Origin of the sequence: Nocardia brasiliensis (genome assembly GCF_042691675.1) — a bacterium.
Lineage (GTDB): Bacteria > Actinomycetota > Actinomycetes > Mycobacteriales > Mycobacteriaceae > Nocardia > Nocardia brasiliensis_D.
On the sequence record NZ_CP170507.1, the window covers coordinates 7,054,993 to 7,080,787 of the forward strand.

Consider the following 25,795-nt stretch of genomic DNA (forward strand, 5'->3'; position numbering starts at 1 on the left):
GGTCGAGTGCGAACGAGAGGAAGCCGATGACTGCCATCGCAGCCGCCACCGGCACCGGGCCCGACACCGAAACTCCTTCGAGCACACAGACCTTCCAGCATCAGACGCGGGGGCGCTGGCTGGACCACTGGGAGCCGGACAACCAGAAATTCTGGGAGTCGGGTGGCGCGAAGACCGCGCGCAAAAACCTGATCTTCTCGGTATTCGCCGAGAACCTCGGCTTCAGCATCTGGGTCATCTGGGGCAGCGTGGTCACCAGCATGGGCGCCGCGGGCTTCCCCTTCCTGGAAGGGCTCGGCAAGGGTAATCCCACCGCGGTGAGCAACGCGCTGCTGCTGTCGTCGACCCCGACGCTGGTCGGCGCCGCGCTGCGCATCCCGTACACCTTCGCCATCCCGAAATTCGGCGGCCGGGCATTCACCGCGTTCAGCGCGGCGATGCTGCTGATCCCCACCCTCGGCCTGGTGTACTTCGTCAACCAGCCGGGCACGCCGATGTGGGTCTTCATGATCCTGGCCGCACTCGCCGGTGTCGGCGGCGGCAACTTCTCCTCGTCGATGGCCAACATCAACTTCTTCTTCCCTGAAGGCAAGAAGGGCGCGGCGCTCGGCATCAACGCGGCGGGCGGCAATCTCGGTGTCGCGCAGACCCAGCTGGTGCTGCCGCTGCTGATCACCCTCGGCACGCACCTCACCGCCAAGGACGCGGCGGGCTACCGCTTCGGCATCACCCTGTCCGTCCTGGTCTGGATTCCGTTCATCCTCGTCGCGGCCTTCGGCGCCCTGCGCTACATGGACAGCGTTTCGAGCGCGAAGTCCGACGGCAAGTCCTACCGGATGGCATTGACCAACAAGCACACCTGGGTGATGGCGGTGCTCTACATCGGCACCTTCGGCTCGTTCATCGGGTTCTCCTTCGCCTTCCCGACACTGATCAAGGCCAACTTCCCGGAGCTCACGAAGATCGGCTGGATCAGCACCATCGGCAACCTCGCCTTCCTCGGCGCGTTCGTCGGCTCGTTCAGCCGTCCGTTCGGCGGCTGGGTCTCCGACAAGGTCGGCGGCGCGAAGATCACCGTCTACGTGTTCGGCGGCATGGCGGTCTCGGTGGGCCTGATCATGGCCGCGTTGGAGCTGAAGAGTTTTCCGCTGTACCTGATTTCGTTCCTGCTGCTGTTCGTGATGACCGGCATCGGCAACGGCTCGACCTACCGGATGATCCCGACCATCTTCAGCGCGATCTCGAAGAAATACGCCGCCGAGCACGGCCTCGACCTCACCGAGGCGACCGCGTCGGCCAGGCGTCAGGCCGGTGCCGCGATCGGCGTGATCGGCGCGGTCGGCGCTTCGGGCGGTTGGCTGCTGCAGCAGGCACTGCGGCTGTCCAACATCCACTACCACACGATGGCGCCCGCGTTTTGGGCCTATGCCGGTGCGTTCCTGCTGATGGGCGCGGTCACCTGGTGGTTCTACTTGCGGTCCTCGTTCGCGGTCGGCCGGTCGCCTTCGCTGGCCTACGCCAAGGTATAACCGGCGCAACACGTATCGAACCTCGGCCGTCGAAAGTCATTGAGCCGTAAGGCTCCGGCTTTCGGCGGCCGACTTTTCTACAGCATCAGGCGAACCATGTCCGCCGTGCGCGCCAGACCGGGGAATGCCTCCGGTGTCGACCGCGGGTGCAGCGCGTGCACGGCGAGCCGGAACATGACCGCGCGCAACAACATCTGCGGCCACTCCGGCAGATCCCGCCAGCGTTCCAGCAATCCGTCGTCGGCACCGCCCCAGGCCAGCGCGTCCACCACGATCACCCCGGCCGCCCACGGCGCGGGCCGCCAGTAGGGCGTGATGTCGGTGAGGCCGGGCGTGAAGGTTCCGGCGAACAGCACCGTCCCGAACAGGTCGCCGTGCACCAATTGGGCGGGTGTCTGCACCGGCTTGCGCAGGGTGGCCAGCTGGCCGATGAGTTCCATGCTGCGCTGGCCGTCCGGCGACTCGGCCGAGGGCAGCGGGCCACCCGCGCGCAGGCTGCGCAGCGGCACCGCCTCCCAGGCGGCCCGGTCGGCGGCGACGAACACGTCCACGTCCACCCAGGGCGCCACCGGCGGCTGGACCAGGAACCGGGGTCGCTCGAGGTGCGCTGTCGCCTGATGCAGCCGCAGGGACACCGAAACCACCTCGTCGTACCGGGGTTCCGGGATGCCTTCCAAGTAGGTGTCGGCGCGCCAGCCGGAAACGACGTAGCGGCCGTCGGTCGCGCGCACCGGGCGGGCCAGGCGCAACCCGTCCACCTTGAGTGTTTCGCGGACCTTCGCCGACCACGCCGCCCGCGCGTGATCGGCGACCGGGCTGAGCACCACGTCCCCGAAGCGCCAGCCACCCTCCCAGTCGCCCAAGGTAACCGGGGTCACTTCGCGCAGACCGAACGTGGCACGCACGTGCTCGGGAGGTTCCACAGAAGTCACGGCCGTACCGTACCGCCGGTGTGGACGCTGTACAGCACGCCGCGCCGATGCGCAACCCCGGCCGCTCGGACCGGGGTCGCACCCGCCATCAGTCGATCAGTAGACCGGCAGCGACGGGTCGATCTGGCGGGCCCAGGCGATGACTCCACCCTGCAGATGGGTGGCGTCGGCGAAGCCCGCCTGTTTGAGGGCGGCCAGGGCTTCGGCGGACCGGACACCGGTCTTGCAGTGCAGCACGATCGGACGGTTCTGCGGCAGCTCGGACAGCGCCTCGCCGGACAGGATGCGGTCCTTCGGAATGAGCTTGGCGCCCTCGATGTGCACGATGTCCCACTCGACCGGCTCGCGCACGTCGATGAGCTCGATCTCCTTGCCCGCGTCGAGCAGGTCCTTCAGCTCGCGCGCGGTGACCGTCGAACCGGCCGCGGCGGCCTGGCCCTCCTCGGACACCACCCCGCAGAACGCCTCGTAGTCGATCAGCTCGGTGATCGGCTGACGTTCCGGGTCGCGACGCAGCTTGATGGTCCGGTAGTTCATGTCCAGTGCGTCGTAGACCATCAGTCGGCCGAGCAACGGCTCGCCGATGCCGGTGATGAGCTTGATCGCCTCGGTCACCATCACCGAGCCGATGGACGCGCACAGCACGCCGAGCACGCCGCCCTCGGCGCAGGACGGCACCATCCCCGGCGGCGGCGCCTCCGGGTAGAGGTCGCGGTAGTTGATGCCGCGGCCGTCCGGCGCGTCCTCCCAGAAGACCGAGACCTGGCCCTCGAAGCGGTAGATGGAGCCCCACACGTAGGGCTTGCCAGCCAGCACCGCCGCGTCGTTGACGAGGTAGCGGGTGGCGAAGTTGTCGGTGCCGTCGACGATCAGGTCGTAGTCGGCGAACAGCTCGACGGCGTTCTCCGGTTCCAGCCGGATCTTGTGCAGTCGCGCGTCGATGCCGGAGTTGATCTCGAGGATCGAGTCGCGCGCGCTGTCGGCCTTCGGGCGCCCGATGTCGGACTCGCCGTGGATGATCTGGCGCTGCAGGTTCGAGGCGTCCACCTCGTCGAACTCGACGATGCCGAGGGTGCCGACGCCCGCGGCGGCCAGGTACAGCAGCGCCGGGGAGCCGAGCCCGCCCGCGCCGATCACCAGCACCTTGGCGTTCTTCAAGCGTTTCTGCCCGTCCACACCCAGATCGGGGATGATCAGGTGACGGCTGTAGCGGGCTACCTCGTCCCTGGTCAGCTCCGCGGCCGGCTCGACCAGTGGCGGCAGGGACTTTGGTGATGACACGTCCAGGACTCCTCGAATCGAATGGGTCGATCTCGTTGTGCAACACCCGCGACCGGACCGTTCTTCCCGTCCTATCGTCGCGCACCCGGTCCGGGGTCGACTGCGGGGGTCGACCGCGGGTCAGCCGCGGGGGTAGGGCCAGGGGTTGAAGCGACAGCGTTTGCCGTCCATCGGGACGACTCCGTCCGGCTCCAGGGTGGCGATGTCGTTGTTCTCGGTGCCGAAGGTCTGCTGCATCATCACCGGGGCCAGGCCGCCGTCGGTCTCGCACGCCTGATGCTGGTGGTAGCCGATGGCGTGCCCGACCTCGTGGTTGATCTGGTACTGCCGGTAGGAGCCGATATCGCCCTCGAACGCGACCGCGCCGCGCACCCAGCGGACCTCGGAGAGCACCACCCGGCCGAGGTCGGAGTTGTAGCAGGACGAGTCGATCGGAATCTCGAAACCGCAGGCCTTGCGGGTGGACTCGCGGGAGGTGAGCGAGATGCGGAAGTCGGCGTCACCCTGGTCGACCCGACGGAAGGCGAACTTTTGGTCGTGCGTCCAGCTCTTCGGGTTGGCGAGCGTGGATTCGATCAGCTTCGCCACCGACTCGTCACCGCCGAAGCCCGAGGTGTCGATGCCGTCCTCGATCTCCACCGTGTAGCGGAAGACGGTGTCGGTGCCGGTGCCGACCTGACCGGTCGAACCGGGCACCACATGCCAAGTGCCCGTGCCGGTTTCGGCGAAGCTGCCGCCCTCGGGCAGTGCGCCGGTGGGCAGGTCGGTGGGAAAGTGGCCGTCGCCGGGTGGGGCGCCGATGATGCCCGCGTTCGCGCCGCGTGGACTCAACTGCCCCAGGCCGGGCGCACCGCCGACCACGACCACCGGATCGCTGCCGCGCACCGCGTCGACGACGACCAATACCGTGACGGCGAACAGCACCGGCAACGCGTAGGCCCGCCAACCGTAGGTGGAGACGAATCTGCCCAGGGCGCTTTGCTTTTTGACGCTGCGTTCGGGGCGGTCCCGGGTTCTGCCCTCGGTCGGGGCGGTGGGGTCCCAGCTGGCGCGCAGCGGCTGGTGGGAGCGGTCCGGCTGACCGTAGAGGCCGAGCGGATCGTAGATCTCGACGCCGTCGCGATCGCGGCGTGGGCCGTTCGAAACGGCCTGCCCGGCAGGGTGATCCGCGGATCGTCCGGAGCCGTTGGGGCGGGTGGCGGCAGCGGGGCGGCGACGGCCCGATCGGTCCTCGGCATCGAGCGGTGGCGCAGCGCCGGTGCGGGCGGCTGCGCCCGGTCGAGCTTCGGGGCCAGGCCTTGCCACGGGTTCCGACACTACGGAACCGGGCGCGCCGGGGCCAGCGCGGCGGCGCAGATCGCGCCCACCGCCGGACGGCCGTTCCGGTCGCTCGCTCACGATCACCAGGTTCTCACAAGTGGCAAGTGCCACCGTCGGGCACACCACTACCGCCGGTGGATGCGACATTTCTCACCGCATCGAACCAGTTATCCGGGCCCGGTCTGCGGGCAGGCAACAACCGAGTATCGTTCTTGGGATACCCGGTGCACACCCCTTGCCGGGGAACCAACTGGGAGAGCCGAAATGACTGACCTCGTGGACCGGATGGCGTCCCGTAGATCGTCGTCCGAGCCCGCCAAACGCGGCACCCGGCTTCCGCGTGACGAGCGACGTCTACAGCTACTCGCGGCGGCCAGCGAAGTCTTCGTGCAGCGCGGCTACCACGCCGCGGGCATGGACGAGATCTCGCAATGCGCGGGCGTGAGCAAGCCGGTGCTCTATCAACACTTCACCAGCAAGCTGGAGCTCTATCTGGCGGTGCTGCAGAACTATGTGGACATGCTGGTCTCCAGCGTCCGGCAGGCGCTACGGTCGACCACCGACAACCGGCAGCGCGTCCGCGCCGCGGTGCAGGCCTACTTCGACTTCGTCGACAACGAGATGCAGGGCTTCCGGCTGGTCTTCGAATCCGACCTGACCAGCGAGCCGCAGGTGCAGCGCCGGGTCGAGCAGGCCACCGAGGCCTGCGTGGACGCCGTGTTCGACCTGGTGGCGCACGACTCGGGCCTCGACCCGTACCGCGCGCGGATCCTCGCGGTCGGTCTGGTCGGCGCGAGCCAGTTCACCGCGCGCTACTGGCTCGAGGCCGACCGGCCCATCCCGAAGGAGGAGGCCGTCGACACGACCGTCTCGCTTGCCTGGGGCGGTCTGTCGCACGTCCCCCTGCACCCGATCGACTGAGTTCTCGAACAAAGCGAGCCCCTGCATCCGAAGGTTGCAGGGGCTCGTTGCTGTCGGCCTCGGCCGCAGAAATCACACGGTCGCGAAGCCGACCCGGCCGCTGGTGACGGTGCCGATCTCGACGTAGGCGACCTTCGAGGCCTGGATCAGGAACTTGCGACCCTTGTCGTCGGTCAGGGACACGAGACCGCTCGTGCCGGTCAGTGCACCGGACACCAGCTCCTCGACCTCATCCGGGGTCTGCGAGCTGTTGATCAAGAGCTCGCGCGGGCTATCCGAAATACCGATCTTGACCTCCACGGCCAACCTCCGAACGTAAGAGTCCTGTGCTGTCCATCCAAGGCTAGTGCAGGGCAAGGCCGTGCTGGCAGACGGCTGCCTGCGCCGTCAGCGAACATCGGCGGCGAACGCAGGAAAGGCCCGCACCCCGTTGTGCAGGCCCTCCGCGCGACCGGTGGCTACTTCGGCTCGATGAGCTGGATCTCCAGTTCGATGTTGACCTTGTCGCTCAGCATGCCGGGCAGCGGGCCGCCGACGCCGAAGTCGGTGCGCTTGATGGTGCCGGTGGCGGAGAACCCGGCGTGCCGATCGCCGGTCGCGCCGAATTCCTGCACGCCGCCCCATTCGACATCCAGGGTGACCGGCTTGGTGATGTCGCCCAGCGTGGCCACACCCTCGACCTCGAAGCTCTCCGCGATCCGAACCGGTTGCGTGGCACGGAAAGTCAGCGTCGGGCGGTTGGCGACATCGAGGAAGTCGGCGGTGCGGATGTGCGCGTCGCGGTCGGCGTTGCCGGTGTCGAACGAGTCGAGGTAGATGGTCGCGCCCAGGGTGGCGGCGCCGGACTCGTCGACCACGAATTCGGTCTCGAACCGGGTGAATCCGCCGCGCACCTTGGAGATGCCGAGGTGCCGAATGGTGAAGGCCACCGACGAGTGCGCGGTGTCCAGGGTCCAGGAGCCGGGCTTCAGCGACTGGGCGGTGGTGGTGGATTCGGGAGAAGTTGTCATGCCGTCGACCTTTGCCGGACCACGGTCCGTTAACAAGACCGTAGTTATCCTGGACCTGGCAGGGCGAGGCTGAGCCGCCTAGGACACGGCACGATGGAACTCATGGCTCGCAACGGATTCGCGGAATTCCTCATCGCACGACGCGCGGAGCTACGGCCCGCCGACGTCGGGCTGCCTCCCGGCAAACGCCGCCGCACACCCGGGCTGCGCCGCGAAGAGGTCGCCGTCCGGGCGGGGGTGAGCGCGGATTATCTGGCCCGGCTCGAACAGGGCCGCGATACCAATCCCTCGGTGGCGGTGATCGACGCACTCGCCGACGCGCTGCTGCTGCGCGGCAACGAGCGTCATCACTTCAGCCTGCTCGCCCTCGCCTCGGGTAACGAATCCCACTGCCCCGGAAGCGAATCCGCCGAGGAGAAGGTCGCCGATACGATCCAGTCGATCCTGCGCGCGTTGCAGCCGACGCCCGCCTTCGTGATCGGCCGACGACTGAATGTGCTCGGCTGGAACTCGGCGTGGGCGGACTTCGCTTCGCCGCTCGGACTGCTCGACGAGGGACAGCCGAACCTGGCCTGGTACACGTTCCGGCACCCGACCGCGCGGCAGGTGTTGCGCAATTGGTCCGAGGCGGCCGACATCTTCGCCGCCGCGCTCTCCCGCGCCAAATTGCGCTGGCCCGGCGACGATTCGCTGCTGGAAACGATCGACGCGCTGCGCCAGCACCCGGATTTCGCGGCGCGGTGGAAACCGCACCACGTCGGAGCACACATCTCCGGCACGCTGCACATCGACCATCCGGTGCACGGCCTGGTCGACGTGCCGTTCGAAACCCTCGACGCCGACCGCGATCAGAGCATCATCGTCTGGCTCACCGGTCAGGCGCGCGCCCAGTCTCCGGCGCTGCGCCTGGTTCGCTAGATACCCAGCTTCGCCATGCGCTCGGCATGGCTGGATTGCATCCGCTCGAACAGCGAGGCAATCCCATTGAGATCACCGGTCGCCGAGAGCACCAGTTCCGTCAACTCGTCGCGCTGCGCCATGACGTACTGCGCCTGGGTGATCGCCTCGCCCAGCAGTCGCCGACCCCACAGGGTGAGCCGATCACGTTCGGACCGACTGCTCTCGACCGCGCGACGCACCTCCTCGACGACGAACTCGGAGTGACTGGTCTCGGCGAGCACGTCGCGGACCACGGCGGCGACCTCGGGGGTCAGCGCGCCGGCGATCTCGGTGTAGAAGTCCGCGGCGATGCCGTCGCCGACATAGAACTTCACCATCGACTCGAGCCAGGTCGAGGGGTCGGTGGAGGCGTGGTAGGCGTCCAGCGCCCGCACGAACGGCGCCATCGCGTCGAAGATATCGACACCGCGCTCGGCCAGTGCCGACTCCAGTGCCTTGAAGTGGTCCATCTCGGCGGACGCCATCTTCGCCACGGCGACTTTGCCGCGCAGCGTCGGCGACAACTTGGCTTCCTCGGCCAGCCGGTAGAACGCGGAGATCTCACCGTAGGCGAGCACCGCGAACAGATCGATCACCCCGGGATGATCGGCGGGGACGGCGTCGGCGGACGAAACACCCAGCGCGGCAGGTGACTGTGCTCCCATGGCCCCAGCCTAGTACGACCCACCCGGCGGCGAGCACGCCTCTGCACTGGCACTCAGGACAGTCGTGGCCATGGCTGGGGCAGCATTCGGGCACCTGGTCCGGTTCGGCTCACGCCTCCGACAGAAACTTGTCCAGATACGCCCAGGTCGTATCGCGAGCATCGGGCCCGGTGAGGATGCCGAGGTGGCTGCCGGGCGCGGTTTCGTAGCGGACGGCGGCGCCGGTGAGGGTCCGGGTACCCGCCTCGACAGCCGCGGCCGATGTCGTTGTTCAGGATCAATCGACCCCACAGCTGGCCGTAGAAGCGGCCGGGATAGCCGGGCATCGCGGCCATGAAGCGGTCGATGGTCTCCATCCGGGCCAGCGTTTCGGTGCGCGCGATATTGCTGGCGACGAACCACGGGCGGGTGAGCTCGCGGTCCCAGGCGGTGATCTTGTAGCCGATCCGGGTCAAGGACGCGGGCACGCCGCCCGCGGCGCGGACGAGGGTCGAGGTCCCTATCCCGCCGGTGAATTTGGCGACGGCACGCAGCTGCGGAATGCCGGTCAGCTTGTCGTAGTCCAGTGGCGCGCCGACCGCCGTGATGGACCGGATCGGCAGCTCGGCGTTGGCGGCGGCGGTGAGCAGTGCCAGCGTGCCGCCGAGCGACCAGCCGACCAGGTCGACCGGCGCGCCGCCGCGGTCGGCGGACGTGCGCAGCACGGCCTCGGGCAGGATCTCGTCGATCCAGTCCTCGAAGCCCATCCGCCGGTCGGCGAAGCTGATGTCGCCGTAGTCGATGACGTATGGTGCGCGGCCGGTCGCCAGCAGGAAACCGGCCAGGCTCTGGTCCGGGCGCAGGTCGAAGCAGCTGGCGGGGGCGGCCAGCGGCGGCACCAGCAGGACGGTCGAATCCGTTGCGGCCGTGGCGGTTCCGGCGTCGCCCGGCCGATGCTCGAAGCGGCGCAGCTGCCGATGCGGCTCGTCCCACAGCACCGTCGACGGCGTGGGATCGGGGGCCTCGACGCCCGGACCGAAGGTCAGCGCCCAAGCGTTGCGGGCGGCGGTCGTGACGGTGTCCGCGATATTCACCCCGAGAATGTCTCACATCTCGGTACCGCCGGTAACAGGCAAGTCCGGTTTGCCGCTATTGCCGCACCATGCCGGTGGGGTTCAGTGGCGGCACGACCGTGTCCAGCAGCCGCTTGACCAACGGCGCGAGCGAGGTCGTCAGCTCGGTGACGGCGTCGGCGGACAGCACCGCCAGCGCGCCGTTCCAGGCCGACTCGTCGGTGCTCGCCTCGACGCGCTCGAGCAGCGCGGCGCCGCTGCCGGTCAGCGCGGGGTTCGCCGGTTCACCCTCGACCGCTCCCCTGGCCCGCAATTCGTCGAACGCGTCCGACCACTCGCGTTCGGACAACCCGCGCGCTTGCCGCATCACCGATTCCGCCGCCTTTCCCGCGGCCACCTGCATGATCAACGCCTGGCGACCGGTCAGGCCGTGCGTCACCAGCGCGGCCACGTGCCCGTCACCGCGATGCTCCCGCAAGGTGGAGCTCAGCTGCCATAACGCACCCACCGGGTCCGCGGGCAACGGCAGCGCCGCGTTCGCCGCCGCAAGCGGGCGACCGGTCAGGTCGGCGGCGGCTTGCACCGGTGCGAGCAGCTCGACCGCGCGAGCGCATTCCGCGTCACCCGCGCCGTTGTCCCGGAGCAGGGCGGTGGACAGGTCGAGGCGGACCTGCAGGCACTGCTCCGGGGTGGCCCGTGACCAGGCCTCGGGCAGCGCTTTGCGCACCATTTCCGGGTGGAAACCGGCGAAGGTCGCCAAGACTGTGGCGGGGGTCACCGCACCGAGCGGCGCGGCCCGAAATGCGAAGTATGTTTGCCAGTAACCACGCAGTCCGATCGCGACACCCGCCTCCTTGACACCGGTGCCGAAATAGACCACGTCATGTAGTGGTTCGAGGGTGGTCCAGATTTGCCGCGCGGGATGAATTGCCATGTCGCGCAGCGTACGTCGAGGAACCGCGCGAGGAAACCGGACTTCGGTTTTCGAATAATCGGCGGCGGCAATTCGAGCCGCGCACAATATCACGCTACAATCGCACCGGACAACGAAAAGTTTCCCTCGACCGAGTTGCCAGATCTGTGCGTTCACCGCCCCGCGGTACCCGCCGATCGGCATAACGAGCAGAGGTTTCGTCGTTCAGGAAAATGTGCGCGCACCAGCTCCGCATCACCAGTGCGCCGCGCCGATATCTCCCGAGGTAGCCGCCCTGGCCGTGGCAACCGGAAGACGTCGCGAGCGTGGCCGGGTGAGTATCACAGGCGGAGACGTGGTCGTCGCGGGCCGACCGGTCCGCCCCACCTCGTGCGCGCGGGACGCGATTACGAGGAAGGCACGAACCTGAGCAAGATCACTGTCGAACAGGAACCCGGGGTGGCGGAGACGCTGTTGACCGCCGAACTGGACGCAACGCATACCGCACCTACATTTGCCGAATTGGGCGTTCGCGACGAAATCGTGCGCGCGCTCAACGAGATCGGCATCGAACGTACTTTCGCCATTCAGGAACTCACCCTGCCGCTGGCGCTCGCCGGTGAGGATCTCATCGGCCAGGCCCGGACCGGCATGGGTAAGACCTTCGGCTTCGGCGTGCCGCTGCTGCACCGCATCGCCACCGCCGATACCGGCACCACACCGCTGGACGGCACCCCGCGGGCGCTGATCATCGTGCCGACGCGCGAGCTGTGCATCCAGGTCACCTCCGACCTGGAGAACGCGGGCAAATACCTGAAGAACCACCAGGGCGCGCTGAAGGTGGCCTCCATCTACGGCGGCCGTCCCTACGAGTCGCAGATCGCGGCGCTGCGCAACGGCGTGGACGTCGTCGTCGGCACCCCCGGCCGCCTGCTGGACCTGGCCAACCAGAACCACCTGATCCTCGGCAAGATCGGCGTGCTGGTCCTGGACGAGGCCGACGAGATGCTCGACCTCGGCTTCCTGCCGGACATCGAGCGCATCCTGACCATGGTCCCGGACAAGCGCCAGACCATGCTGTTCTCGGCGACCATGCCCGGCCCGATCATCACCCTGGCCCGCACGTTCCTGAGCCGCCCGACGCACATCCGGGCCGAGGAGCCGCACGATTCGGCCATTCACGACCGCACCGCGCAGTTCGTCTACCGCGCGCACGCGCTGGACAAGAGCGAGCTGGTCGCCAAGATCCTGCAGGCCGAGGGCCGCGGCGCGACCATGATCTTCACCAGGACCAAGCGCACCGCGCAGAAGGTCGCCGACGATCTCGCCGAGCGCGGTTTCTCGGTCGGCGCCGTGCACGGCGACCTGGGGCAGATTGCCCGGGAAAAGGCGCTCACCAAGTTCCGCAAGGGTGGCATCGACGTGCTCGTCGCGACCGACGTCGCGGCCCGTGGCATCGACATCGACGACATCACCCACGTCATCAACTACCAGTGCCCCGAGGACGAGAAGACCTACGTGCACCGGATCGGTCGGACCGGCCGCGCCGGGCGCACCGGTATCGCGGTGACGCTGATCGACTGGGACGAGCTGAACCGCTGGGCGGGCATCGACAAGGCGCTCGGCCTCGGCATCGCCGAACCCGTCGAGACGTACTCGAGCTCACCGCACCTGTTCGCCGAACTCGGCATCCCCGCGGGCGTGACCGGTACGGTCCGCAAGTCCAAGCCGGAGCGGGACGAGGACGCGGTCGTGGTGGAACGCCCGGCGCGGGCCCCGCGCAAGCGCAACCGCAAGCGCACGGTGCGTGGTCAGCCGATCGACGAGACACCGACGAACGGCAACGAATCGGCGGGCACCGCGTCCAACGGCACCGCGTCCAACGGCACCGCGTCCAACGGCACCGCGTCCAACGGCACCGAGGACACCGCGCCCCGCCATGGCGCGCACCCGTCCGATGACGCGTCCGCCGACGCCGACGAGAACGGCGACAAGCCGGCTCGCCGTCGTGCTCTCGTCGGCGCAAGCCAGCAGGTGAGTCCGACACGGGCAGCGACAACGGCGGCGAGGACAGCGCTCGCGACTCGAACGAGGACAGCGCACGGGCCGCCAACGAGCACAGCGCCCGCGCCACCAACGAGCGCAGCGCCCGCGCCACCAACGAGCGCAGCGCCCGCGCCGCTAACGAGCACAGCACCCGCGCCTCGAACGAGCACAGCACCGACGACGCGGAGTCGGGCGATCAGCCCGCGCGGCGCAGGCGCCGTCGCCGTAAGCCCGCTGGTGACGGCACCGCCGAAGGCGCGGGCAGCACAGTGGAGCCCGCCACGGCTTCGGTCTGACCGACCGGATCCGTTACTCTCGCAATCGTGCTCGCACCCGAGCGGCGAACGCGCGCCGACGTCATCTCCGCTGTCGCGATCGCCGTACTCGTGGTGATCGCGGCGGTGGTGGTCTGGGCACGCGGCGATGCGCGCGGCACCGAATCGGTGACCGCGACCTCGCCCGTGCCGACACCGGTTGCCGCGGACCAATTACCGACGGCGCTGCGCGAACTGTGGCACGCACCGAATGCCGCGTCCGCCAGGGCGTTGACCTCCGGCGGCGTCGCGGTCACCGGTGACGACGGCACGGTCACCGGCCACGACCCGCGCACCGGCGAGGACCTGTGGCATTACCGGCGCGATATGCCGCTCTGCGGGATCGAAGGCCAGTTCGGCACCGTGGTCGCGGTGTACCGGGATCAGCGTGGTTGCAGCCAGGCCACCCTGCTCGCGGGCGAGAACGGGGCCAGGCGCACCGCGCGCAGCAGCTACATGGATCCGTCCGTCCGGCTCTCGGTCGACGGCACCTATGTGCTGGCGCAGGGGCCGAAGCGGCTCGAGATGTGGCGCTCGGATCTGGTGCGCACCATCGAGTACGGCTTCGTCGACGCACCGGTGAACGTGAAAACCCAACCGCGCAAGGGGTGCTCGCTGCTGTCGTCGGGCTCGAGCCCATCCCGGCTCGCCGTGCTGGAACGCTGCCCCGACGATCCGGCCAACCGGTTGACCGTGTTGAATCCCGCTCCGAAGGACAACACCGTCCCCGAGGAGCACGGCTCGCACACGCTGATCGGTCCTGGAGCGGATTCCCCCGGGGCCCGAGTAATCGCCGTGTCGGACAGCAGGATCGTGCTCTATCTGCCGGGGTCGACCGGTGCGGAACCGGCGCCGCCGCGCCTCGCTGTCTATGACGCGACCGGTAATCCGATTGTGGTGCACCAGCTTTCGGCACCGCTGAGCGACAAGACGACGACCACCCGAATCGGTTCGGCCTATTTAGTTTTCACCGGCAACAGCGTAATCGCGTTGAACGGCAGCACCTTCGACCCGGTCTGGACCGCGGCCGGCGCCCTCGGCTCCCCCGCCCTGATGGCGGGCAGGCTGCTGATGCCAAGCGCCGGGGCGCTGGTCGCGCTCGATCCCGCGTCCGGCACCGAGGTCGGCCGCATTCCGGTGGAACGTCCCGGTTACACCGGCGCGCCCATCTCCCTCGCGGTGCTCGGCACCACCATCCTCGAACAGCGCGGCACCGAGTTGCACGCGCTCGGCTGACTCCGCCACGAAAAGCAGGGGATTGATTTGTCGGTGGGTTGCGGCAGACTGCCGGAATGACCGAATCCCAGCCCGCGGCAGCCGAACCGAATCGCGACATCACGTCCTTCGATGACCCCACCGCACCCTGGAACCAGGAATACTCCGAAGAGGAGATGGCCAATTGGAATGACGGTGTGGTGGCCGAATTCCGCGCGAACGACGGGAAGGTCGGCGGTGCCTACGCCGGCGCCGAACTGCTGCTGCTGACCACAACGGGGGCCAAGAGCGGCAAGAAGCACACCATTCCGCTGGGCGTGCTGCGCCGCGGCGAAACCATGTACCTGAGTTCGTTCATCGAGAGCAAGTACCCGGCCTGGTATCACAATGTCAAGGCCGACCCGCGCGTCACCGTGGAATTCGGCGGCAAGACCTACCAGGGCACCGCCAAAGCCCTCGACGGCGCCGAGTACGACGAGTTCGCCGGTTGGGTGCGCGAGCACAATCCGCTGCTCGCGGACTATCAGGCCAAGGTCGACCGCCCACTCCCGCTGGTCGTGCTGACCCTGGACCAGCCCGAATAGCCGCCGGTACCGATAGCCGGGAGACACGGCCCGGCCCGGGTGAACCATGATGGGTCCATGTCCGTACTCGACAACGCCCGACTAGTGCTGCTTCGACACGGCGAGACCTCCTGGTCCACCCAGCACCGCCACACCGGCCGCACCGACCTGCCGCTCACCGAGCACGGCGAGGAGCAGGCCAGGGCGGCGGGCCCGCTGCTGACCGCGCTGAAGCTGCGGGACCCCCTCGTGCTTACCAGCCCACGCCAGCGCGCGGTGCGCACCGCGGCGCTCGCGGGCCTCACCGACACCACGGTCGACGACGACCTGGCCGAGTGGGACTACGGCGACTACGAGGGACTGACCACCCCCGAGATCCGCGAGAGCGCGCCGGGCTGGACCATCTGGACCGGCGCCGTACCGGGCGGCGAGTCCGCGGACGCGGTGCTGGCTCGGGCGGATCGGGTGCTCGCCTCAGTGGAAACACAACTGCCCGAACGGGATATCGTGCTCGTCGGGCACGGACACCTCTCCCGGGCGCTGATCACCCGCTGGGCCGAATTCGACATCAGGGAGGGCCGCCGGTTCGCCATGTCGACCGGCGCGGTGACCGTGCTCGGCTATGAACACGATGTGCGAACGATCCTGGCGCACAACCTGACTCCCACCGCCAACGGAGCAACACTGTGACTGTAGAACTGCGCCGCGCCGTCCCCGCCGACGTGCCCGGCCTGGTAGGTCTCGTCCACGACCTGGCCGAGTACGAGAAGGCGAGCGACGAGTGCACGGTCACCGCGGCACAACTGGACACCGCCTTGTTCGGCCAGGCACCGAAGGTCTTCGCCCACGTGGTGACCGAAGACGGTGAGCTGGTCGGCTGCGCGATCTGGTTCCTCAACTTTTCCACCTGGAACGGCGTGCACGGTATCTACCTGGAAGACCTCTACGTCACGCCGGAAACGCGTGGGAAGGGCTACGGCAAGGCCTTGCTCGCCACGCTCGCGAAGGAAGCCGTCGACAACGGCTACGGCAGGCTCGACTGGGCCGTGCTGACGTGGAACAAACCGTCGATCGATTTCTACGAATCCCTCGGTGCCGCACCGCAGGACGAGTGGGTCGGCTACCGCCTCACCGGCGACGCACTCGGCAAGCTGGCCAAGGAAGCGCAGTAGTTCACCGACGATGACATGGCTCACGCACATCGATGAGGACACCTGGCCGACCACCCCGGACCAGGCCATCGCGATCCAGGACGAACTTCGACCGAAGGTCGAAACCACCAGGCAGACAAGGGAATTCGGCACCATCGCCGGACTCGACTGCGCCTATGCCGACAGCGGCGCGGTCGCCGCGGCCGTCGTCGTGCTGGACGCGACCACCCTGCAGACCGTCGATTCGGCTGTCGCGCACGGCACTTCGGCATTTCCCTACTATCCGGGGCTGCTCGCGTTCCGTGAGCTACCCACCACCATGCGGGCACTCGAACGGCTCGGCGCCGCACCCGATCTCCTGGTCTGTGACGCACAGGGTCTGGCCCATCCACGGCGCCTCGGCTTGGCCTGCCACATCGGGCTGCTGACCGGCGTACCGACGATCGGCGTCGCCAAATCCGTCTGGGGCGACTATCTCGAACCGGGGCCCGAGCGTGGCGCCCGCACCGACGTCACCATCGATGGTGAGGTCGTCGGCAGTGCGATGCGCACCAGGGCGGGCGTGAAACCGGTCTTCGTCTCGGTCGGCCACCGCATCGACCTCGACACCGCCTGCGCCCAGGTCCTCGCCCTCACCCCCCGCTACCGCCTCCCCGAAACCACCAGGCGCGCCGACTCCCTCTGCCGCGCCGCCCTACGCACCGCCGCCATCGCCGACTAGCGCGCGCACCATGATCGACGGGACATGGCCGCGGGCGCACTCGAACAATGCCGCGGTCATGTCCCGTTGATCACGAATTACTCGGGTCGGCTCCGTAGTCGGCGGCCATCCAGCGGGTGGACGGCGGCGCGAAGAGCAGGATCAGGGCGGTGACGACCACGACGCCGAGCAGGGCGCCGAAGACCGGCTGGTGGGAGTCGGTGAGCAAGGACCAGGTGACGGGCAGTAGCAGCAACTGGGCGATGACGGCGATCGCCCGGCCCCAACGCTTTCCGAGCAGCAGGCCGATGCCCGCCGCGAGCACGCCGCCGCCGAGGATGCCGAACCAAGCCGCCGTGCCGTACCCGCTGGCCGCCGACTGGTCGTGGCCGAGCAGTCCGCGCACGATCAGCACCAGCGCGACGATCACGGCGACCGCCCCCTCCAGCGTCACCAGCCCACCCGCGCCACGCACCGTCGTCGGCACGCCACCGGAAACGTCATCCTTACCGTCAGCCACGGGGCAACTCTACGACCCGCCGTAGTGGACTGCCCGCTGACCGCCCCGGTTCAGCGCCTTTCAAACCCGAGCCGCGCGGCAATTAAGCTGCGGGGCGTGCGGACGCTGCTGATCGTGAATCCGAATGCCACCTCGACCACTCCGGCGACTCGGGATCTGCTGGCGCACGCGCTGGAGAGCCGCACGCAGCTGACCGTCGCGCACACCCAGCATCGCGGCCACGCGGCCGAATTGGCGCAGTGGGCAGCGACCAACGAGATGGACCTGATCGTCGTGCACGGTGGCGACGGGACGGTCAACGAGACCATCAACGGATTCCTGCCGCTGCCCGAACTGAACGACGGGCAGGCCTGGCTGCCTCGGCTCGGCGTTATCCCCGGCGGCTCGGCGAATGTGTTCGCCCGCGCACTCGGCATCTCACCGGACCCGGTGACCGCCACCAATCAGCTCATCGACCTGCTCACGCTGGACCGGGACCGCCGGATCGGACTCGGCCTCGCCGACGACCGATGGTTCACCTTCAGCGCGGGCGTCGGCTTGGACGCCGACGTCTGCGAGGCCATCGACGCCAGCCGCGCCAACGGCAAGACCGCCACCCCGGCGCGCTACCTTCGAACAACCGTGCGGCAGTTTTTCCGGGCCAAGCGCCGGGAGCCCAGCGTCCGAATCGAGGTCCCCGGCCACGAACCGGTCACCGATGTGCATTACGCCTTCGTAACGAACACCACTCCGTGGACCTACCTCGACAAGACCCCGGTGCACACCAACCCCGGCACAAGGTTCGAAGCGGGTCTCGGCGTGTTTGCCGTGCGTTCGATGTCTGTACTGCCTACACTGCTGCTTGCCAGACAGCTCTTGGCAGTCGACGGAAACCCCAAGTCTCGCAATTTATTTCGCGAAGACAACGTTCCGTCCGTGCGCATCGAGACGAAGGAACCCATCGGTCTGCAAATCGACGGCGACTTTATCGGGAAGCGCAACGTGGTGGATTTCACGGCCGTGCCCGCCGTCTTGGATGTCGTGGCGCCGCGACCAGAGTGATGCAGGAAACGCACCAAAAACATCGTGGTAGTGCTGCGAAAACTGGGTAGAGCGAGTACAAAGGACCGGGCAGGTTCCCCTTGTGGGGGCCGTTAGAGCGTGAGCTTCCCCACGGTGCACCAGATACCTATTGACATCTACGGTGTTCGTGAAAGCATTCACAAGCAACCGTGCGGAAACATTCGAGTCGCACAAGTGAACGATCCACAAACCGTCGGCGCCAATTTGCGGCGCCCAGCAAAGGAGCAGAGGAATGGACTGGCGCCACAAGGCCATCTGTCGCGACGAGGACCCCGAACTGTTTTTCCCGGTGGGTAACAGTGGTCCTGCGCTCGCGCAGATTGCCGATGCCAAGCTGGTCTGCGCTCGCTGCCCCGTTACCGCTGACTGCCTGTCCTGGGCCCTGAAGTCCGGACAGGATGCCGGCGTGTGGGGCGGTATGAGTGAAGACGAGCGCCGGGCGCTCAAGCGTCGCAACGCGCGCACGCGCACCCGCACCGTCGTCTGAGCAGACGATCGGATTTACCGGACCATTCAGCCCGGTCCGGTAATCGCATTTAAGCCCGGCACCTTCGAGGTGCCGGGCTCTCTTGTGTGACTATGTTCAATTTGCGGCGCCTGCGGCGCATTATTTCAGCGCGTACCGCACGGACCGGTCAACGACCGGAACGACGGCCCAACGGAACCCGCAGCACCGCGTCGGTACCGATGTCGGCACCCGGATGCAGACCGATGGAACCGCCCAGTTCGGCGGTCACCAGGGTGCGCACGATTTGCAGCCCGAGCCGGTCGGAGGATTCCAGGCTGAAACCCGAGGGCAGACCGCGGCCGTCGTCACTGATGATCACGTCGAGCCAGCGCGCCGAGCGCTCGGAACGGATTGTCACCGTGCCGTTCTCGCCGGAATCGAAGGCGTGCTCGATGGCGTTCTGCACCAGTTCGGTCAGCACCATCACCAGCGGAGTCGCGCGTTCGGCGGAGAAGACGCCGAGCGAGCCCGCCCGGCGCACCTTGATCCGGGCGGTGTGCACGGTGGCGACATCGGCCATGATCGGCAGCAGTCGGTCGACGACCTCGTCCAGATCGACCTCTTCGTCCACCGACATCGACAGCATCTCGTGCACCGAGGCGATGGAGGTGACCCGGCGCACCGACTCGGTGAGCGCGACCTGCGCCTCCTCGTTCTCGGTGCGGCGCGCCTGTAGCCGCAGCAGCGCGGCGACGGTCTGCAGGTTGTTCTTCACCCGGTGGTGGATCTCCCGGATGGTGGCGTCCTTGCTGAGCAGCGCCCGGTCCCGGCGTTTGACCTCGGTGACATCGCGCACCAGCACCGCCGCACCAGCCAATTCGCCGTGCGGGCGCAGCACCAGGGTGCGCAGCAGCACGGTCGCACCGCGCGCCTCCACCTCCATCCGGCGGCCGGTGCGCCCGGCCAGCGCCGCCTGGATATCGCCGACCACCTCCTGGGCGTCGAACGGGTCGGTGATCAGCGAGCGGGTGAGGACCGCGAGATCCTGACCGGCCAGGTCGGCCTGCAAGCCCATCCGGTGATAGGCGGACAGGGCATTCGGGCTGGCGTAGACGACGATGCCCTCGGTGTCGAGCCGGATGAAGCCGTCACCGGCGCGCGGGCTGGAATGGGTGGCCGCGCGGTCCTCCGTGGTCGGGAAGGTGCCGTCGGCAATCATCTGGCACAGGTCGTCGGCGCAGGCGACATAGGCGATTTCGAGAGTGCTGCGGACCCGGGAACGCTGCACATCGGTGTCCCGGCTCAGAACCGCGATGACATCGTCACCGCAGCGCACCGGGATGGCCTCGCGGACCGCGTGCACCGGGGTCGGGTGATACACGCCGGAAGTTTCCACATCGCGATCGGCGCGGACGATCTTGCCGGACATCAGCGCGTCGAACACCTGCGGATGATCGGCCTGCAAAGCCAGGGTGCCGACCAGATCCTCCTGATGCACCGTCGGCGCCGTGGTGGGGCGGCATTGCGCGACACACACGATGTCGGCGCCCGCCGAGATGGGTCCGGCCCCGACCCAGAGCAGCAGATCGGCGAAGGACAGATCGGCAAGCAACTGCCAATCCCCCACCACCCGCTGCAGATGATCCACAGCGACGCCGGGTAGGTCGGTGTGTTCGGCCAGTAGCTCGCTCAGTGTCGCCATGTAGATCTACCGCAGCAATCGATCAGGAGATCACGGCGATGAGATGACCGGCCTTGATGGCGTCGCCCTCTTTGACGCCGATCGAGGTCACCGTGCCGCCGACCTCGGCGAGCACCGGAATCTCCATCTTCATCGACTCGAGGATCACCAGGGTGTCGCCTTCTTTGACCTCGTCACCTTCGGCGACCACGACCTGGTACACGACCGACACCAGTTCGGCGAGCACTTCCTCAGCCATGACACCCCATTCACTCGGTTGGTTCGGGCGGCTCGCTCGGTGGGTTCGAGCAGCCCAGCCGCGCGGCCCGCATCCGCTGCAGGTACAGCCAACCACACATGAAACAATGGCCTTCAATCAGAAGGGAGACTACTCATGGGTAAGCGCGGACGTAAGAAGCGTAGTCGCAAGGGCAACGCGGCCAACCACGGCAAGCGGCCCAACGCCTGAGCTACGGCTCGGCCGAAAAACGCAGAGCGGCACGCACTTCCACAGAGAAGGCGTGCCGCTCAGTTGTTTATCGGACGAGGCTAGGAGTCGGCGGTGTCAACCTTGCTGGACTCCACCTGGGTCATCGTGACGGTCCGGCGGATCTCGAAGGTCAGCCGCTCGCGCAGGGCATCCGGCGCGCGGTCGCCGCCGCATTTGCGGCTCAGCAGGCCCTTGATCTTCTCTTCGATGCCGTAGGCCTCGATGCAGGGCGAGCAGTGGTCCATGTGGTGCTGCAGCCGCGCTCGGGTCTCGTCATTGCACTCACCGTCGAGCATCAGCCAGATGTCGGTGAGTACGGCCGTGCAGTCGAGGTCCATATCGGGGTCCCGCTCGGTCACGACCGCACCTCGCTGACGCTCGGTTCGGTCGCGCCCGATGGCGCTGCGCTTATGATTCGGTCGCTGCGCTCCCTCATGACTGCTTGACCTCCTGGCGTTCCCCCGAACGGTTGAATCCACGCTCGCGCGCCACGTCGGCGAGCAAACCCTTGAGCTGCTTGCGGCCGCGGTGCAGCCGGGACATCACGGTACCGATGGGGGTGCCCATGATGTCGGCGATTTCCTTATACGGGAAGCCTTCGACGTCGGCGTAGTACACGGCCATCCGGAATTCCTCCGGCAGCTCCTGCAGCGCGGCCTTGATGTCGTCGTCGGGCAGCGCGTCCAACGCCTCGACCTCGGCCGAACGCAGGCCCTGCGAGGTGTGCTCGGCGGTCGCGGCGAGCTGCCAGTCGGTGATCTCGTCGGTCGGATACTGGGCGGGCTGGCGCTGCTTCTTGCGGTAGGAGTTGATGTAGGTATTGGTCAGGATCCGGTACAGCCAGGCACGGAGGTTGGTGCCTTCCTTGAAGGACTTGAACCCCTGGAACGCCTTGACGTAGGTCTCCTGCACCAGGTCTTCGGCGTCGGCCGGGTTCCTGGTCATCCGCAGCGCGGCACCGTAGAGCTGGTCGAGCAGCGGGAGCGCGTCACGCTCGAACCGCTGGGCCAGCTCCGTATCGTCGACCGCGGCACCGACACCGTCGGTCACCACGTCAGTGTCTGATTCGCGGCCCTCACGGTTCCCTCCGTGGTTACGCTCCGCTGCCGCCTCCGGGCCCGTCGCTCGCGCCGCATGGTCGCTCGTCACACCTGTCCCTTCGATTGCCGTACCTGCCAAATCTACCGGCAGTGGCAATGCGAACGGGAATCCGGCTTCCGTCGGAGACGCCTTCGTCCCCGTCGGACGTTCGTCGAGCAGCACGGGCACCGACATCTCCTTCACGTCATTCATGGGGCTGATCACCGGCGTCGGCGGGATGTCCGGCCCGGCCGAGCGCTGTGTACTCGCTTCCAACATGCGAGACACGTCCTGTGTTCCCGCAGCAAAATCCCGGCATGACAAAAACGGTTGCGGTCCCGGCGGGTCGCGTCGCTAGGGTGTCCGCCATGGCAGGAGCCTCGACCCCGGCGATCCGCGCGCTGACCCAGGCCAAGGTGGCCCACCGGGTGCACGCCTACAAACACGATCCGCGCAGCGATTCCTACGGCACCGAGGCGGTGGACGCGCTCGCCGGGGAACTGGGGGTGACGGCGGCGCAGGTCTTCAAGACGCTGGTGCTCGAGTTGTCGAGCGGTTCGCTTGCCGTCGCGGTACTTCCGGTGCCGAATACGTTGTCGCTCAAGGCCGCCGCGGCCTCGCTCGGGGTGCCGAAGGCGAGCATGGCGGACAAGGCGAAGGCCGAACGGACGACCGGGTACGTGCTCGGCGGCATCTCCCCGCTGGGCCAGCGCAAACTGTTGCCGACCGTGGTCGACGACTCGGCCCTGTCCTGGGACCGCATCCTCTGTAGCGCCGGACGACGCGGGCTGGAGATCGAGGTCGCACCGGCCGATCTGATCCGGCTGACCTCGGCGGTGACCGCCACAGTGAGAACCGGGTAATTCACTCGATTCGACACAATCTGTGCGTCAATGGACGGGCCAGATTCGTCCGACTCGAGGATGTGATGCGAAATGTCCGCGCAACAGCGTGTCCGGATCATGATCGTCGCCCTGCTCGGAACGCTCGCCTTGGCCCTCGGCGCGATGGCGCTGCCGGCGCCGACGGCCACCGCGGCGCCGCCGACCGCGGCCGAAATCGACTTCCCCTTCGACGGCCTCGGCAAGGATGACGCCCCGAGCACGCCGAACGCGCCGAAATCGAACGACCCGTCGGGCAAGGCCGAGAAGCTCGGTGGCACCGTCACCACCCGGGTCATCGACCTGGTCACCGGCATCGTCAAATGCGGGCTCAATATCGCGACGCCGAGCGTGAAATGCTCGATCTGACGGACTGAAACCCCCGAATCGGAAGCCGGGCGATCAGAGCAAACTGGTCTGCTCGGCTTCTTCCTGTTCCGACACTCGCGCGAGCAGCTCCGGCCCATTGTTCTTCACGCTGTTGACCAGCGTCGGCACCGGTCGCGCCACGATCCCCGCGATCGTCTCCTCGCTCGGTGTCGCCAGCAGGCTCGCCGGTGCGGGATGGTCCGGGTCGAGCCAGGCGTCCCAGTGCTGCTTCGGCATCGGCAGCGGCATGCGGTCGTGGATGCGGGTCAGGTCGCCGACCGCGTCGGTGGTCAGGATCGTGCAGGACAGCAGCGGCTCACTGTCCGGTAGCGACCGGTCGCGCCACACCGACCACAGCCCGGCCATGTACAGCCGCGAACCGTCGGCCTGCGACATGAAGAAGGGCTTCTTGGCCACCTTCCCCTTCGCGCCCGAATCCGGCTCGACGACCCACTCGTACCAGCCGTCCATCGGGACCAGACAGCGGCGGTACTTCACCGCGTCCCGGAACGAGGGTGTCGTCGCCGCCTTGTCGGCACGCGCGTTGAACAGCGGTTTGCCCTTCACCGGCACGCCGGGTTCGGCTGGCTTGGTCCATACCGGGATCAGGCCCCAGCGCATGCGCCGGATCCGCAGCTTGGGCTCGTCGTCCTGGTGGCCGTGCTCGTGCCGCTCTACGACGGTGAGCACCTGGCTCGTCGGCGCGACGTTGTAATTGGTGAAATTGCCCGAGCCCCCCGTGCTTTCGGTTTCATCGATCGCATCCAGCTCGACCGCGAGCCGGCCGGGGTCTGTCGTGGTCGCATATCGTCCGCACATATCTCGATACTCCCACTCGGCACCGACAGTCTCATGGACAATTGATCCATAGCTGGTGACCAGTTGAGAGTTTTGACCTAACATTCTCTCAGAGGATGGGTGGTCCGTGCCCGTCCGTTGACGCATGCGCACCGACCGGTCGCCACCAGGAGCAATCGGGCCCACGTCGTCCCGAGCACCCCACCCGCAAGAGGAGAGACCCACCGTGACATCCACCGACACCAAACCTGCCGACCACGACACGGCGCTCACGTCGGTCAATCCCGCCACGGGCGAGGTCATCGGCACCCACCCGATCGCGGACGAGGACGCGGTGCGCGCGGCCGTCGCGAAGGCCCGCGCGGCCGCCGCCACCTGGGGGGCGCTGAGCTACGACGAGCGCAAGACACATCTGCTGCGGTGGTCCAGCCAGCTGGTCGCCGACTCCGACGAGTTCTGCCAGCTGATCCACGCCGAGAACGGCAAGCCGCTCGACGACGCCTTCCTGGAGCTCATGCTCGCGCTCGAGCACATTGCCTGGGCGGCCAAGAACGCGAAAAAGGTGCTCGCACCCAAGAAGGTCTCGCCCGGCGCGTTCATGTCGAACTTCGCCGCCCGGGTCGAGCAGCGACCGCTCGGCGTCGTCGGCGTGATCGGCCCGTGGAACTACCCGGTCTACACGCCCAACGGCTCCATCGGCTACGCCCTCGCCGCGGGCAACACCGTGGTGTTCAAGCCGAGCGAATACTCGACCAGCATCGGCAACTTCCTGGCCGCCGCGTTCGCCAAGGCCAACCCCGACCTGCCCGAGGGCGTGTTCAGCACGATCAACGGTTATGGCGCCACCGGCGCGGCACTGGTCAAGTCGGGCGTCGACAAGCTCGCGTTCACCGGCTCGACCGCGACCGGCAAGCGGATCATGGCCGCGGCCGCCGAGAACCTCACCCCGGTGCTGCTCGAATGCGGCGGCAAGGACGCGGTGATCGTGGCCGGTGACGCGGATGTGAAGGCCGCCGCCGACGCGGTCGCCTGGGGCGCCACCGCCAACAGCGGCCAGACCTGCGCGGGCGTGGAGCGGGTGTACGTCGACCGTTCGGTGCGCGACGAGTTCGTCGCCGAGGTGAAGAAGATCTTGGAGAAGGTCGGCCCCGGTTCGGGCGCCGAGGCTTCCTACGGCCCGATGACCATGCCGAGCCAGGTCGATATCGTCCGCCGCCACATCGAGTCCGCGCTGAAGAACGGCGGCACCGCCGTGCTGGGCGGCCCGGAATCGGTGAAGGCGCCGTTCATCGAGCCGGTGGTGCTGGTCGACGTGGACGAGAAGTCCGAGGCGGTGCAGGAGGAAACCTTCGGCCCGACGGTCACCATTCGCACCGTCGACGGCGTGGACGAGGCGGTCGAGCTGGCCAACAGCTCCAAGTACGGGCTGTCCTCCGCGGTGTACTCGAAGAAGAACGGGCTGGAGATCGCGCGCAGGCTGCACGTCGGCGCCACCTCGGTGAACTCGGTGCTCGCCTTCGCCGCCATCCCCGGCCTGCCGTTCGGCGGCGTCGGCGATTCGGGCATCGGCCGCATCCACGGCGAGCCCGGCCTGCGCGAATTCGCCCGCCCGCACTCGATCGCCGTGCAGCGCTTCGCGATTCCCGGCATGGCGTTGCTCAGCTACTCGCGCACCCAGTCCACCATGAAACTGCTGCGCAAGCTGGTTCCGTTCATCCACGGCCGCCACAAGTAGGTGAATTACGTTGCGTGGCAAAGAATTATGCGTCGAGTCCTGGACGTAGCCGACCTGGGGCCCGACTGGTCGCCCGCTGGGCGACCACATCGCGCGAGTTCTGCGAGCGCCGTTCGCGGCCCGTCTCGCGGCCGAGTGGCCGAAGCGCATGCGACGAAGTCGCGAGTCTCGGCCGCTCGG

At 67.7% G+C, this 25,795-nt stretch carries 27 protein-coding genes and 2 pseudogenes; 15 read left to right on the forward strand and 14 right to left on the reverse strand.

Features of this window, described 5'->3' with window-relative positions; genetic code table 11:
* The first annotated feature begins 26 nt into the window (after positions 1 to 26).
* Positions 27 to 1,529: an MFS transporter gene (locus ACFK0J_RS32375; protein ID WP_378733513.1), complete on the forward strand. Its 1,503-nt coding sequence runs from the start codon at positions 27 to 29 to the stop codon at positions 1,527 to 1,529.
* A gap of 77 nt (positions 1,530 to 1,606) precedes the next feature.
* Here the strand turns inward: ACFK0J_RS32375 and ACFK0J_RS32380 are convergent, their stop codons facing one another.
* From ACFK0J_RS32380 to ACFK0J_RS32390, 3 genes are all read right to left on the reverse strand, one after another.
* Positions 1,607 to 2,461, reverse strand: a complete 855-nt coding sequence (locus tag ACFK0J_RS32380) for a TIGR02569 family protein (RefSeq protein ID WP_378733514.1) — start codon at positions 2,459 to 2,461, stop codon at positions 1,607 to 1,609.
* 96 nt (positions 2,462 to 2,557) lie between these two features.
* Positions 2,558 to 3,742, reverse strand: a complete 1,185-nt coding sequence (gene moeZ, locus ACFK0J_RS32385) for an adenylyltransferase/sulfurtransferase MoeZ (protein ID WP_378733515.1) — start codon at positions 3,740 to 3,742, stop codon at positions 2,558 to 2,560.
* A 120-nt stretch (positions 3,743 to 3,862) separates the two neighbouring features.
* Complete coding sequence (locus ACFK0J_RS32390) at positions 3,863 to 4,849, reverse strand: DUF3152 domain-containing protein (RefSeq protein WP_378743194.1); 987 nt, start codon at positions 4,847 to 4,849, stop codon at positions 3,863 to 3,865.
* Between the two features lie 477 nt (positions 4,850 to 5,326).
* On the opposite strand from ACFK0J_RS32390, the gene ACFK0J_RS32395 reads away from it, so the two are divergent.
* The gene (locus ACFK0J_RS32395; RefSeq protein ID WP_218471229.1) at positions 5,327 to 5,983 is read left to right on the forward strand and encodes a TetR/AcrR family transcriptional regulator; all 657 of its coding nucleotides are present in this window, start codon (positions 5,327 to 5,329) and stop codon (positions 5,981 to 5,983) included.
* A 72-nt stretch (positions 5,984 to 6,055) separates the two neighbouring features.
* On the opposite strand, the gene ACFK0J_RS32400 is transcribed toward ACFK0J_RS32395, so the two are convergent.
* Together ACFK0J_RS32400 and ACFK0J_RS32405 are read right to left on the reverse strand one after the other, a co-directional pair.
* Positions 6,056 to 6,283 (reverse strand): DUF3107 domain-containing protein, encoded by a 228-nt coding sequence (locus tag ACFK0J_RS32400; protein ID WP_218471230.1) that lies wholly within the window; start codon positions 6,281 to 6,283, stop codon positions 6,056 to 6,058.
* Between the two features lie 158 nt (positions 6,284 to 6,441).
* Entirely contained in the window at positions 6,442 to 6,993 is a 552-nt protein-coding gene (locus ACFK0J_RS32405; RefSeq protein ID WP_378733516.1) for a YceI family protein, read from the reverse strand.
* A 102-nt stretch (positions 6,994 to 7,095) separates the two neighbouring features.
* On the opposite strand from ACFK0J_RS32405, the gene ACFK0J_RS32410 reads away from it, so the two are divergent.
* On the forward strand, positions 7,096 to 7,911 hold the full coding sequence (locus tag ACFK0J_RS32410; protein ID WP_378733517.1) for a helix-turn-helix transcriptional regulator: 816 nt from the start codon (positions 7,096 to 7,098) through the stop codon (positions 7,909 to 7,911).
* Here ACFK0J_RS32410 and ACFK0J_RS32415 read toward each other — a convergent pair.
* From ACFK0J_RS32415 to ACFK0J_RS32425, 3 genes and pseudogenes are all read right to left on the reverse strand, one after another.
* Positions 7,908 to 8,597, reverse strand: coding sequence for a ferritin-like fold-containing protein (locus ACFK0J_RS32415; RefSeq protein WP_218471233.1), 690 nt, complete (start codon positions 8,595 to 8,597; stop codon positions 7,908 to 7,910). The two genes, ACFK0J_RS32410 and ACFK0J_RS32415, sit on opposite strands and share 4 nt — an antisense overlap.
* 109 nt (positions 8,598 to 8,706) lie before the next feature.
* A pseudogene (locus tag ACFK0J_RS32420) lies at positions 8,707 to 9,670 on the reverse strand (alpha/beta fold hydrolase).
* 55 nt (positions 9,671 to 9,725) lie between these two features.
* Entirely contained in the window at positions 9,726 to 10,583 is an 858-nt protein-coding gene (locus tag ACFK0J_RS32425) for a hypothetical protein (RefSeq protein WP_378733518.1), read from the reverse strand.
* 385 nt (positions 10,584 to 10,968) lie between these two features.
* Between ACFK0J_RS32425 and ACFK0J_RS32430 the strand changes: the two are divergent.
* From ACFK0J_RS32430 to ACFK0J_RS32455, 6 genes and pseudogenes are all read left to right on the forward strand, one after another.
* A pseudogene (locus ACFK0J_RS32430) lies at positions 10,969 to 12,375 on the forward strand (DEAD/DEAH box helicase); the annotation flags it as partial.
* A gap of 556 nt (positions 12,376 to 12,931) precedes the next feature.
* A complete protein-coding gene (locus ACFK0J_RS32435; RefSeq protein ID WP_378733519.1) occupies positions 12,932 to 14,158 on the forward strand; it encodes a PQQ-binding-like beta-propeller repeat protein in 1,227 nt (408 codons plus the stop codon).
* 56 nt (positions 14,159 to 14,214) lie between these two features.
* On the forward strand, positions 14,215 to 14,721 hold the full coding sequence (locus ACFK0J_RS32440) for a nitroreductase family deazaflavin-dependent oxidoreductase (RefSeq protein ID WP_378733520.1): 507 nt from the start codon (positions 14,215 to 14,217) through the stop codon (positions 14,719 to 14,721).
* Between the two features lie 57 nt (positions 14,722 to 14,778).
* Positions 14,779 to 15,390 (forward strand): acid phosphatase, encoded by a 612-nt coding sequence (locus tag ACFK0J_RS32445; RefSeq protein WP_378733521.1) that lies wholly within the window; start codon positions 14,779 to 14,781, stop codon positions 15,388 to 15,390.
* Entirely contained in the window at positions 15,387 to 15,872 is a 486-nt protein-coding gene (locus tag ACFK0J_RS32450; protein ID WP_378733522.1) for a GNAT family N-acetyltransferase, read from the forward strand. Before ACFK0J_RS32445 ends, ACFK0J_RS32450 begins: the two co-directional genes overlap by 4 nt.
* A gap of 10 nt (positions 15,873 to 15,882) precedes the next feature.
* The gene (locus ACFK0J_RS32455; RefSeq protein ID WP_378733523.1) at positions 15,883 to 16,572 is read left to right on the forward strand and encodes an endonuclease V; all 690 of its coding nucleotides are present in this window, start codon (positions 15,883 to 15,885) and stop codon (positions 16,570 to 16,572) included.
* Positions 16,573 to 16,642: 70 nt separating this feature from the next.
* Here the strand turns inward: ACFK0J_RS32455 and ACFK0J_RS32460 are convergent, their stop codons facing one another.
* Entirely contained in the window at positions 16,643 to 17,071 is a 429-nt protein-coding gene (locus ACFK0J_RS32460) for a hypothetical protein (RefSeq protein ID WP_378733524.1), read from the reverse strand.
* Positions 17,072 to 17,167: 96 nt separating this feature from the next.
* Between ACFK0J_RS32460 and ACFK0J_RS32465 the strand changes: the two genes are divergently transcribed.
* Positions 17,168 to 18,112 (forward strand): diacylglycerol kinase family protein, encoded by a 945-nt coding sequence (locus ACFK0J_RS32465; protein WP_218471242.1) that lies wholly within the window; start codon positions 17,168 to 17,170, stop codon positions 18,110 to 18,112.
* A gap of 253 nt (positions 18,113 to 18,365) precedes the next feature.
* A complete protein-coding gene (locus ACFK0J_RS32470) occupies positions 18,366 to 18,620 on the forward strand; it encodes a WhiB family transcriptional regulator (protein ID WP_011211115.1) in 255 nt (84 codons plus the stop codon).
* 148 nt (positions 18,621 to 18,768) lie between these two features.
* On the opposite strand, the gene ACFK0J_RS32475 is transcribed toward ACFK0J_RS32470, so the two are convergent.
* Both ACFK0J_RS32475 and ACFK0J_RS32480 read right to left on the reverse strand, forming a co-directional pair.
* Positions 18,769 to 20,283, reverse strand: coding sequence for a sensor histidine kinase (locus ACFK0J_RS32475; protein ID WP_378733525.1), 1,515 nt, complete (start codon positions 20,281 to 20,283; stop codon positions 18,769 to 18,771).
* Positions 20,284 to 20,305: 22 nt separating this feature from the next.
* On the reverse strand, positions 20,306 to 20,521 hold the full coding sequence (locus ACFK0J_RS32480) for a biotin/lipoyl-binding carrier protein (protein ID WP_218471244.1): 216 nt from the start codon (positions 20,519 to 20,521) through the stop codon (positions 20,306 to 20,308).
* A 135-nt stretch (positions 20,522 to 20,656) separates the two neighbouring features.
* On the opposite strand from ACFK0J_RS32480, the gene ACFK0J_RS32485 reads away from it, so the two are divergent.
* Positions 20,657 to 20,731, forward strand: a complete 75-nt coding sequence (locus ACFK0J_RS32485; protein WP_022597109.1) for a 50S ribosomal protein bL37 — start codon at positions 20,657 to 20,659, stop codon at positions 20,729 to 20,731.
* A gap of 80 nt (positions 20,732 to 20,811) precedes the next feature.
* Here ACFK0J_RS32485 and rsrA read toward each other — a convergent pair whose 3' ends face one another.
* Together rsrA and ACFK0J_RS32495 are read right to left on the reverse strand one after the other, a co-directional pair.
* Positions 20,812 to 21,111 carry a mycothiol system anti-sigma-R factor gene (rsrA, locus tag ACFK0J_RS32490; protein WP_378733526.1) on the reverse strand — a complete coding sequence of 100 codons (300 nt, stop codon included), beginning with the start codon at positions 21,109 to 21,111 and terminating at the stop codon, positions 20,812 to 20,814.
* A 73-nt stretch (positions 21,112 to 21,184) separates the two neighbouring features.
* Complete coding sequence (locus ACFK0J_RS32495) at positions 21,185 to 22,027, reverse strand: sigma-70 family RNA polymerase sigma factor (protein WP_378743196.1); 843 nt, start codon at positions 22,025 to 22,027, stop codon at positions 21,185 to 21,187.
* A 173-nt stretch (positions 22,028 to 22,200) separates the two neighbouring features.
* On the opposite strand from ACFK0J_RS32495, the gene ybaK reads away from it, so the two are divergent.
* Together ybaK and ACFK0J_RS32505 are read left to right on the forward strand one after the other, a co-directional pair.
* Positions 22,201 to 22,695, forward strand: coding sequence for a Cys-tRNA(Pro) deacylase (ybaK, locus tag ACFK0J_RS32500; protein WP_378733528.1), 495 nt, complete (start codon positions 22,201 to 22,203; stop codon positions 22,693 to 22,695).
* A 72-nt stretch (positions 22,696 to 22,767) separates the two neighbouring features.
* Positions 22,768 to 23,082 carry a hypothetical protein gene (locus ACFK0J_RS32505; RefSeq protein ID WP_378733529.1) on the forward strand — a complete coding sequence of 105 codons (315 nt, stop codon included), beginning with the start codon at positions 22,768 to 22,770 and terminating at the stop codon, positions 23,080 to 23,082.
* A gap of 33 nt (positions 23,083 to 23,115) precedes the next feature.
* Here ACFK0J_RS32505 and ACFK0J_RS32510 read toward each other — a convergent pair whose 3' ends face one another.
* Entirely contained in the window at positions 23,116 to 23,901 is a 786-nt protein-coding gene (locus tag ACFK0J_RS32510; protein ID WP_378733530.1) for an SOS response-associated peptidase, read from the reverse strand.
* A gap of 205 nt (positions 23,902 to 24,106) precedes the next feature.
* Here ACFK0J_RS32510 and ACFK0J_RS32515 point away from each other — a divergent pair, with 205 nt between their 5' ends.
* Entirely contained in the window at positions 24,107 to 25,615 is a 1,509-nt protein-coding gene (locus ACFK0J_RS32515) for an aldehyde dehydrogenase family protein (protein WP_378733531.1), read from the forward strand.
* Positions 25,616 to 25,795: the final 180 nt, after the last annotated feature.

Excerpts from the sequence above, each read along its gene's own strand:
- ACFK0J_RS32375 (WP_378733513.1), top strand. The coding sequence starts at position 27 with ATGACTGCCATCGCAGCCGCCACCGGCACCGGGCCCGACACCGAAACT.
- ACFK0J_RS32395 (WP_218471229.1), top strand. The coding sequence starts at position 5,327 with ATGACTGACCTCGTGGACCGGATGGCGTCCCGTAGATCGTCGTCCGAG.
- ACFK0J_RS32405 (WP_378733516.1), bottom strand. The coding sequence starts at position 6,993 with ATGACAACTTCTCCCGAATCCACCACCACCGCCCAGTCGCTGAAGCCC.
- ACFK0J_RS32410 (WP_378733517.1), top strand. The coding sequence starts at position 7,096 with ATGGCTCGCAACGGATTCGCGGAATTCCTCATCGCACGACGCGCGGAG.
- ACFK0J_RS32415 (WP_218471233.1), bottom strand. The coding sequence starts at position 8,597 with ATGGGAGCACAGTCACCTGCCGCGCTGGGTGTTTCGTCCGCCGACGCC.
- ACFK0J_RS32425 (WP_378733518.1), bottom strand. The coding sequence starts at position 10,583 with ATGGCAATTCATCCCGCGCGGCAAATCTGGACCACCCTCGAACCACTA.
- ACFK0J_RS32440 (WP_378733520.1), top strand. The coding sequence starts at position 14,215 with ATGACCGAATCCCAGCCCGCGGCAGCCGAACCGAATCGCGACATCACG.
- ACFK0J_RS32445 (WP_378733521.1), top strand. The coding sequence starts at position 14,779 with ATGTCCGTACTCGACAACGCCCGACTAGTGCTGCTTCGACACGGCGAG.
- ACFK0J_RS32455 (WP_378733523.1), top strand. The coding sequence starts at position 15,883 with ATGACATGGCTCACGCACATCGATGAGGACACCTGGCCGACCACCCCG.
- ACFK0J_RS32470 (WP_011211115.1), top strand. The coding sequence starts at position 18,366 with ATGGACTGGCGCCACAAGGCCATCTGTCGCGACGAGGACCCCGAACTG.
- ACFK0J_RS32475 (WP_378733525.1), bottom strand. The coding sequence starts at position 20,283 with ATGGCGACACTGAGCGAGCTACTGGCCGAACACACCGACCTACCCGGC.
- ACFK0J_RS32480 (WP_218471244.1), bottom strand. The coding sequence starts at position 20,521 with ATGGCTGAGGAAGTGCTCGCCGAACTGGTGTCGGTCGTGTACCAGGTC.
- ACFK0J_RS32495 (WP_378743196.1), bottom strand. The coding sequence starts at position 22,027 with ATGTCGGTGCCCGTGCTGCTCGACGAACGTCCGACGGGGACGAAGGCG.
- ybaK (WP_378733528.1), top strand. The coding sequence starts at position 22,201 with ATGGCAGGAGCCTCGACCCCGGCGATCCGCGCGCTGACCCAGGCCAAG.
- ACFK0J_RS32505 (WP_378733529.1), top strand. The coding sequence starts at position 22,768 with ATGTCCGCGCAACAGCGTGTCCGGATCATGATCGTCGCCCTGCTCGGA.
- ACFK0J_RS32510 (WP_378733530.1), bottom strand. The coding sequence starts at position 23,901 with ATGTGCGGACGATATGCGACCACGACAGACCCCGGCCGGCTCGCGGTC.